Below are 8,657 nucleotides of genomic sequence, written 5' to 3'. Positions count from 1 at the left end.
AAATCAACCGCACTTTCTTTACCACGATAAAAGGCATCAATAATTTCACGGGCAGATAATTTTTCACTTTTAAGATCATGATACAACATTTCAAATCCACGACCGGAAAGGTAGGTGTCTAAGCAAGCTTTATTGCCACAACCGCAATCATAAATCGGTGCTTTATCCCAACCAAGCAATTTCAGAGCGTGATAATTTAATTGCAAATGTCCAAGCTCACCCGCCATTCCCACTTGCCCTGAATGCACTTTCCCATTTAACACAAAACCACCACCAAATCCGGTGCCGAGAATTAACCCAAGCACGGTGGGATATTGTTGATTTTCTTCGTCCCACGCTTCAGATAAGGCAAAACAATTCGCATCATTTTCCGCCCGCACTTCACGCCCTAAACGTTCGGAAAGATCACGTAGAATAGGCTTGTTATCCGCCACACGAATATTAGTAATTTCCGCAATCCCTGTTTGTTGATTCACAAATCCCGGTACGCCTAATCCAACGGTGCCACGCTCACCAAATTGCTCGTCAGCGCGATTGACTAAATCCACAATCACATTAAGCCACTCATCGTAATCCGTTTTTGGGGTAGGAACACGCTCGGAATACAGTTTTTCTAACTTCTTATTAAATACCGCAAGCTCAATTTTTGTGCCACCGATATCCAAACCATAGTACATAATCTACTCCTATCACTAAAAATATATTAAGTGAGATTCTAGCCGTTCTTTTCTTTTTATTTTATGACGAAGATCGTTTTTTCTGTAAAAAACTAAAAATAACGAGATTCACTATCCATGCAAAAATTGTTGCAATAAAAAGATCGATCGGATAATGCATACCCAGACGTACGCGGCTGATCAACATAAGTAGGCTCCATAGAGCAATAATACCTACTAATAACTTCGCTTTCCACGAGCGATTACCTAATAATTGCGTAAACCCTACGGCAAGCATTAACCAAGTCGCAGCAAAAATGGTATGCCCTGATGGGAAAGAATAACCCGTTTCATTTTCGTAGTGGTTTACAAGCCAAGCCGGCGTGTCTGGCTGCGTAGAATAAAAGTTTTTTGCAATCACAGCCCGCTGAGTGCGGTCATTTTCATAAAAGTTTTCTGTAGTTTGATTGGTTTGTTCCGCTAAATATACCGTGAACGGGCGTGGCTCTTTGAAAACCGCTTTTAAACCTGTTTTCACTGCCTGAGTTGCCACCACAGAAAATGCCATCACAGCCACACCTAGCATCCACTGTTTACGATTTTTGAACAAAACGCCAAAAATCAATGCAAACACAGCACAAGTAATAAGAGCATAAGGCACACTGCCGGTTTCAGTAAGCAAATAAAGCCAATAATCCGCTTCCGTTAATTGTCCATTGCCATGCCATTGATAGGAAAATCCCCACATAAAAAATGGTACAAGACAAAGTAATAACGTATATAATGACAGCCTCTTAAACATGCTCACCCCTTATAATAAGAATAAAGTGCGCATTTTAGCAGAAATGAAAATGAATAAGGATAGCTTTATGACAAAAATTCAGCTGGTTACTCAAGCCAATTTGCCTACCGAATACGGTATTTTCAAGATGGTTGGTTTTGAATTTCCTGATACAAAAAAAGAGCATGTTGCATTAGTAATGGGGGATATTTCAAATAGCGATGAGCCTGTTTTAGCCCGTATTCATTCCGAATGTTTAACCGGTGATGCCCTCCATAGTTTAAAATGTGATTGTGGTTTCCAACTCGCCACGGCACTTCGTCAGATTGAGGAGGAAGGTCGCGGAGTTTTAATTTATCACCGTGAAGAAGGGCGTGGTATCGGCTTAATTAATAAAATTCGTGCTTATTCACTACAAGATCAGGGGATGGATACGATTGAAGCCAATCTTGCTCTCGGTTTTAAAGCGGATGAACGCAATTTTGAAGTCTGTGCCGATATGTTTGAATTATTAGGTGTAAAGAAAGTACGTTTAATGACAAACAACCCTGAAAAAGTGGAAACCATGAAAAAGGCGGGGATTAATGTTGTTGAGCGTGTACCATTAAATGTTGGTGAAAATCGTTACAATACGAAATACTTAGATACAAAAGCAAAAAAAATGGGGCATTACATTGTACATAATAATGAAGAACATTTAATGAATTGTCCACATTGTCAAGAAGAAGTGATTCTTGATAAAAAATAAAACAAAAAATAACCGCACTTTTGTGCGGTTATTCATATCAATTTAGTGTTATTTCTTGCCTAATTGTGGCAAAACAGAATTTTTATTCGACACGAGTAATCCGGTTTCCGCATAGATACCCAATTTTCCACGAGTATCGGCAACATCAAGGTTACGCATAGTTAATTGACCGATACGATCGATTGGATCAAATGGTGCATCTTCCACTTTTTCCATACTTAAACGTTCCGCCTCATAGGTTAAATTTGGCGATTCCGTATTTAAAATGGTGAAATCATTACCACGGCGTAATTCAAGGGTAACCGTACCGGTAATGGCTTTAGCAACCCAACGTTGTGCCGTTTCACGTAACATTAACGCTTGCGGATCAAACCAACGGCCTTGATATAACAAACGACCTAAACGTAAGCCATTAATACGGTATTGTTCAATGGTATCTTCGTTATGAATCCCCGTCACTAAACGCTCGTAGGCAATGTGCAATAATGCCATTCCTGGTGCTTCATAAATACCGCGTGATTTTGCCTCAATAATACGGTTTTCAATTTGATCGGACATGCCTAAACCATGGCGACCGCCGATGCGATTGGCTTCAAGCATCATTTCCACCGAATCATCAAAACGTTTACCGTTTAATGCTACCGGTACACCCTCTTCAAAGGTGACTGTTACGGTTTCCGGTTTGATTTCAACGCTTTCGTCCCAAAACGCCACGCCCATAATTGGTTTGACAATTTTCATACCGGTACTTAATTCTTCCAAATCTTTTGCTTCATGGGTCGCGCCAAGAATATTGGAATCCGTTGAATAGGCTTTTTCCACCGACATTTTATAATCAAAGCCGTTTTCAATTAGGAATTTAGACATCTCAAAACGGCCGCCCAGCTCGTGGATAAATTGATCATCCAACCAAGGTTTATAAATTTTTAATTTTGGGTTGGTTAATAAACCGTAACGGTAGAAACGTTCAATATCGTTACCTTTGAAGGTCGAACCGTCGCCCCAAATATTGACATCATCTTCTTTCATCGCCGCCACAAGCATTGTACCGGTTACCGCACGACCAAGCGGTGTGGTGTTGAAGTAAGGAATACCGCCTGTTGATATGTGGAATGCACCACATTGAATCGCCGCAATTCCTTCGTGAACCAACTGAGCGCGGCAATCAACCAAGCGGGCATTTTCCGCCCCATAAGCCATCGCTTTTTTAGGAATCGCATTATAATCATCCTCATCCGGCTGACCTAAATTTGCGGTATAAGCATAAGGCACCGCCCCTTTTTGACGCATCCAAAGCAATGCCGCACTCGTATCTAAACCGCCGGAAAAGGCAATCCCTACTTTTTGACCTTTGGGTAAACCTTGTAAAATCGTATTTGACATATTTTTTCCTTACTTAACGTTGTTTTGAATATTTAATCATTTTAAGTGAATAAAAACTCAATAAAATATAACCGCACTTTTGCCGCTTGTCTAGTGATTTTCGATATTCGTCAGACAATTTTTAGATTCTGATTATTTGCTTTTCATTCATAAAAATCCCTGCTGTTTAGGCAGGGATAATAAAAATTACTGAGTTAAAAGATCCAAGACTTCTTGGTATTTCGCTACCGTCTTTTCAATAACATCAGTAGGCACTCTAGGAGCCGGAGGTTGTTTGTTCCAACCGCTATTTTCTAGCCAGTCACGTACAAATTGTTTATCAAAGGAAGGGGGATTTGTACCTTCTTGGTAAGTATCAATCGACCAAAAACGGCTAGAATCTGGCGTTAATACTTCATCCATCAGCGTTAGCGTACCCTTTTCATCCAAGCCGAATTCAAACTTCGTATCACAAATAATGATGCCTTTGGTGAGGGCATATTCCGCCGCTGCCGTATAAAGCGCAATGGCTTTTTCTTTTACTTGTTTCGCTAAATCTGCACCAATTAATTTTTCACATTCTTCATAGCTGATATTAATATCGTGGTTTCCCACTTCCTCTTTACTTGAAGGAGTAAAAATAGGCTCTGGTAATTTACTTGCTTCTACCAAACCTTCCGGCAGTTTCAAACCGCAAATCGTCCCCGTTTGTTGATAATCTTTTAACCCGCTTCCAGTTAAATAGCCACGCACAATAGATTCAATTTTAATCGGATTCAAACGTTTACAAACCACGGCACGATCTTTCACTAAATCCGCTTCTTCTTTTGGCAGCACATCATAAACCGAATCACCGGTGAAATGATTCGGCATAATATGCGCTAATTGATTAAACCAAAAATTAGAAATTTGTGTCAGAATCTCACCTTTTCGTGGAATGGGATCATCTAAAATCACATCAAATGCCGAGAGACGATCTGTGGCGACCATCAACATTCGCTTATCATCAATTTCATAAAGATCACGCACTTTGCCTGAGTAGATTTTTTTCAGACTGAGAATTTGTTGTGTCATGGTTTACACCTTTTTTTATCGCTGTAAAAAACTGGTGCATATTGTACCGCACTTTTTAAGCAAACGTTTGCTTTTTTTAGAAATAAAAAGCAGGCGTTTAATTACCTGCTTTAAACAAGTTTAAATAAGAGGAAACCCGGCTATTTCCAAATCGTGCCTTTTGTTTTTGCACCTTGTGTATTGATATTTACTCTCGTTGCACCTTTTAAATTTGCATGGGATAGATCGGCATCCTCTAAATTAGCATTGGTTAGGTTAGCCCCCTTCAGATTAGCATGGTTAAAATTAGCACCTTTTAACTGAGTGTTAGTAAAGTCAGCACCTTGGAGATTCGCATTACTAAAATTTGCATGAGATAAATCTGAATTAGTAAAAACAGCTCCGACTAAACTTTGACCGGAATAATCTTTCCCTTTTAGAGTCGCATTCATATGAATATTTTCAATGTCAGCTACATGTTCCGATGAAACTACAGTCTTTCCATTATGCGTAATGATAGTACCATTTACTACTTTGCTTTTTTTACCAGCAATATTTTGCACAGATTCTCCGCCATCACTAGCACTATTAATAATTGTGCCTTTCACCGATACAGATTGACTATTATCCGCTTGAGTCTGAAAAGCGACTGCAGAAAAACCTAAAAATACAATTGCAAGTTTCGTACGCATAAATTTCATTTTTACTCTCCTTCCTACTTATTTAGAGTGAATAATTAATGATGTGGCGATAAACGCAAAAGCCCATCTAAAGGATCATCTTCTTCAAGAACGTGAATAGCAGAAGCGCCTTTCTCGATATCCAAATATTCATGATTTGGTACACGTGGTGAACCAAGCCCTGAATTATTTGTATTAACGATAACCGGATTTGGTAGCATATTAGACATTTCTTGCATCCACATACTATTAAGATTACCGCCTGTTGTTTGTTTAGAAAGCAAGATTGGTAATATTTTTTTTGCTTCCGAGCTGCCTTGTTTGGCTGCTAATTGGTATAAACGAATTGCTTCACCAAAATTAACAGCGATCCCTGCTCCTTTGTGATAACGAATAGCTAACTCATAGCTAGCATTTGCCTCACCATTTTTTGAGCGCTCTCTTAATTCGGAGATAAGCTCATGATTCGGTGTCTGAGATACTGTTCTGTTCATTGTAGGATTTGACACAGTATGTTCTGCTCGATTAAAAATCATTGATTGATTTCTTTTTGCAGCCGGACTTCCTAACATAATCGCCTTTTCATTCCAACGTTGAGCCAGTGCATAATTAGCTTTTTGAAAGTGATAATTTGCTAACGTGTTGGCTGCCACATAGTCCCCCATGGCAGCCGCCCGGTTAATCAAACGCTCGGCAGCAATATTGAATTGAGTTGAATTTTGCTTACGTTTTTCTAATAAAGCCTGTAAATAAACTGCTCTTGCATATTTAAAAGAAGCCGCTTTGGCTAGGTAATCTGACGCTTTGACAAAATCCGTAGGCACATATCCACTAAATAATAAATAACCATTTGCCACTAATGCTTTGATATCATTTTTTTTAACAAAAAAATCAAACTCATTGTAAGCAGTCTCATAATCTTTATGTTGGTAACTATCATACGCAGAAGACAATGTAAAAGTTGCATCTTCTCCAATTTGTTCGCTTAATGTTTTCGGTTTCTCAATAATTGGGTGATTAATGACAACCTCAGCCTGGCAGACCATCACGCCGGCTAAACCAAGATAAATCAATAATTTCGTTCCCAAATGTTTACTCCACATTATTACCTCTCAACGATCAAATTTATTTAACTTGGTAATTTACTGTTTGGACTCCTTTTAAATCCTCACCAAAAATTGATTTCAATTGCTCAGACAATTGGTTCATATTCTTAACTTTAAGTGGATTAAAGGCTTCCCCAAAATTATCAGTTAATTTGTCCGCCACACTGTAATAAGACGCCATGCACATTACAGATTCTTTCCCTTTCTCATTTAAGCTAATTGAAAAAGCATCTGAGTTAGGCACTTTTAATGAGTTATTTTTAGAAATCATCCCTTCTTTCTGCATAGGATTGGGGTAAATTTGTGTAATACTTTTCTTCGCATCTTCATAAAAACATGCCAAATAAGCCGAGTCATGATCTACATCAACCTCTAATTGAAGATTATCACCTTTTCGATAAGCCGATTTATTTAATTTCATACCAACATTAATCGGTGAATCTTTATCAGAATTTAAATAAGGATAGCCTTCTCTTGGCTCATTATCCTTATCATCAGCATCATTAGATGGTTCTAAGCCGACTTTTTTGAAATTACCATTGGCATCAACACGAACATAGTTTTTCATTAGACGCTCATAACTTTCAAAATTAATAAAACCAGATGGAGTTGCTTTATTATCTTTTTGAAATTCAGATAATGCCTGACGGAATTCTTGGGAACTTCGACCATTGATATTGCCACTATAATAACCTAAGTTTTTCAATCCGGTTTGGAAGAATTTCATCTTACTGCTTTCCCCCATGCTATCATACCAATCTAGTAACTGGCGCTGGAATTCAGGATGTGATTGATCAAGAGATAAACATTGCCAATAAGGCACTTTTGATAATTTACCCACTAACTCAATTGTACCAAGTTCAACTAAAGTACGCATTGAACCGCCTAAACCTTGAGATAAATTACGTTCAAGGGAAAACTGTACACCGGTTTTATTGATTCTTGCACCGCTATCAATACCAAGCCCTTTCGTTGCTGCAACAATTTCATTGGCAGAATCAATCCCCGGATATAACGTTCTTGTTAAGAAATCACCAATATGAAGTTCTAAGCCTAAAGCCGTTGTCATTAAATCACCGGAGGCACCAAGTTCGGCTTTCTCGCTGTAGGATAAACCGATGCTGTTTGATTTACGTAGGACACTCTGATCCACATAGGACACGGCTCCTGAAATATATAACTGAGGCGCAGGGATCTGCATTGCCCCTGTTGGAAGTAATAAGTTGGTCAATGTTTGAACGGTGTCTTGCTTCAAGGGATCTACTTCAAAATCAGCGACTTTAAACGCACCACTCGTTTTAGACATTTGTGACAACGCCGTCATAATCATTTCACCCGCAGCAACACCAGCTTTACCGGATGGGTCTTTAATATTTTTTACTGCAACAACTGTTTCACCGATATTACTTTGTCGCAATAAACCATCCATACAATTTAAGCTATCACTAAAACTCGTAATGGCGCGATTAGGTTCCACAGCAGGTAAGTTATGTGTAGTTGTAGAACCAATGTATGATCGATCCTCAGTTAAGTTTGTTGGAGATACAGAACAACCAGTTAAACCAGAAATTAAAGTATATGAGATAAGTGTTCGAGAGAATTTCATTAGATATCCAAATTTTATTATTATCAATTATTTACAAACATTAATCACATCGCCTTTAACAACGACAACATTATTATTTTTAGGTCCATATCTACCAGAGCTTACACCTTTTTGGGTTGTGACGTTTCCGATATTTGTTGAACAATTTCTAGTACGACTGAGACTGGATGAACCTACACTTGAAGAATTTCCATATTGGGAAACGCTATCTTGAGCGTCTCCGCCCATTTCCATCCCTATTCCAATTCTAGACCATTTCTGAGCCTGGACTTGGTTAACTTTAGCTCGATCCAAAGGACCTAATCCCTTTCTAGGAACAAGTTCATCGTTCCCGGCAAAAGCATTCATGGATAGATAACATAAACCAAAATACAACATCACTGCACAAGTGATTTTCATGATCTGACCTCCGAAGCATTACGAATATTAATATAATAAAAATTGGTTATCGGATAACCAATAACCAATTTTCTTAATGATTATTCACTGCTGTTTGAGCTCATATTTTGAGTTGCTTTACTACCACCAAATGCCATATTGGTTACAGCACCTTGAATATTTACAGATTGTTTATTGTTACCACCTATGGTTACTTTACCTTGGTTAGATGATAAATTTTGACTTGCTTTACTGCCACCAAATGCCATATTGGTTACAGCACCTTG

The 8,657-nt window shown here is 38.5% G+C and carries 9 protein-coding genes and 1 pseudogene; 1 reads left to right on the top strand and 9 read right to left on the bottom strand.

Going from position 1 to position 8,657, the window contains the following annotated elements; genetic code table 11:
* The coding region (locus BKK47_RS12150) for an ROK family protein (protein WP_077495075.1) at nucleotides 1-677 on the bottom strand (677 nt) is incomplete at its 3' end.
* 61 nt (nucleotides 678-738) lie between these two features.
* Entirely contained in the window at nucleotides 739-1,458 is a 720-nt protein-coding gene (locus tag BKK47_RS12145; RefSeq protein WP_077495074.1) for a phosphatase PAP2 family protein, read from the bottom strand.
* 67 nt (nucleotides 1,459-1,525) lie between these two features.
* On the opposite strand from BKK47_RS12145, the gene ribA reads away from it, so the two are divergent.
* Nucleotides 1,526-2,185: a GTP cyclohydrolase II gene (gene ribA / locus BKK47_RS12140; protein ID WP_077433222.1), complete on the top strand. Its 660-nt coding sequence runs from the start codon at nucleotides 1,526-1,528 to the stop codon at nucleotides 2,183-2,185.
* A 48-nt stretch (nucleotides 2,186-2,233) separates the two neighbouring features.
* On the opposite strand, the gene argG is transcribed toward ribA, so the two are convergent.
* The 7 genes and pseudogenes from argG to BKK47_RS12105 all read right to left on the bottom strand — a co-directional run.
* Complete coding sequence (gene argG / locus BKK47_RS12135; RefSeq protein WP_077495073.1) at nucleotides 2,234-3,568, bottom strand: argininosuccinate synthase; 1,335 nt, start codon at nucleotides 3,566-3,568, stop codon at nucleotides 2,234-2,236.
* A gap of 186 nt (nucleotides 3,569-3,754) precedes the next feature.
* On the bottom strand, nucleotides 3,755-4,621 hold the full coding sequence (locus BKK47_RS12130; RefSeq protein WP_077495072.1) for a phosphoribosylaminoimidazolesuccinocarboxamide synthase: 867 nt from the start codon (nucleotides 4,619-4,621) through the stop codon (nucleotides 3,755-3,757).
* Nucleotides 4,622-4,761: 140 nt separating this feature from the next.
* Entirely contained in the window at nucleotides 4,762-5,301 is a 540-nt protein-coding gene (locus BKK47_RS12125; RefSeq protein ID WP_077495071.1) for a pentapeptide repeat-containing protein, read from the bottom strand.
* A 35-nt stretch (nucleotides 5,302-5,336) separates the two neighbouring features.
* Entirely contained in the window at nucleotides 5,337-6,383 is a 1,047-nt protein-coding gene (locus tag BKK47_RS12120) for a tetratricopeptide repeat protein (protein WP_077495070.1), read from the bottom strand.
* 22 nt (nucleotides 6,384-6,405) lie between these two features.
* On the bottom strand, nucleotides 6,406-7,992 hold the full coding sequence (locus BKK47_RS12115) for a DUF4384 domain-containing protein (RefSeq protein WP_244149150.1): 1,587 nt from the start codon (nucleotides 7,990-7,992) through the stop codon (nucleotides 6,406-6,408).
* A 27-nt stretch (nucleotides 7,993-8,019) separates the two neighbouring features.
* The gene (locus BKK47_RS12110; protein ID WP_077495069.1) at nucleotides 8,020-8,391 is read right to left on the bottom strand and encodes a hypothetical protein; all 372 of its coding nucleotides are present in this window, start codon (nucleotides 8,389-8,391) and stop codon (nucleotides 8,020-8,022) included.
* A gap of 80 nt (nucleotides 8,392-8,471) precedes the next feature.
* Nucleotides 8,472-8,657, bottom strand: a pseudogene (locus BKK47_RS12105) (hypothetical protein); the annotation flags it as partial.

Source organism: Rodentibacter mrazii, from assembly GCF_001998825.1.
Taxonomy (GTDB): domain Bacteria; phylum Pseudomonadota; class Gammaproteobacteria; order Enterobacterales; family Pasteurellaceae; genus Rodentibacter; species Rodentibacter mrazii.
This window is presented reverse-complemented; position numbering and strand designations above follow the sequence as displayed.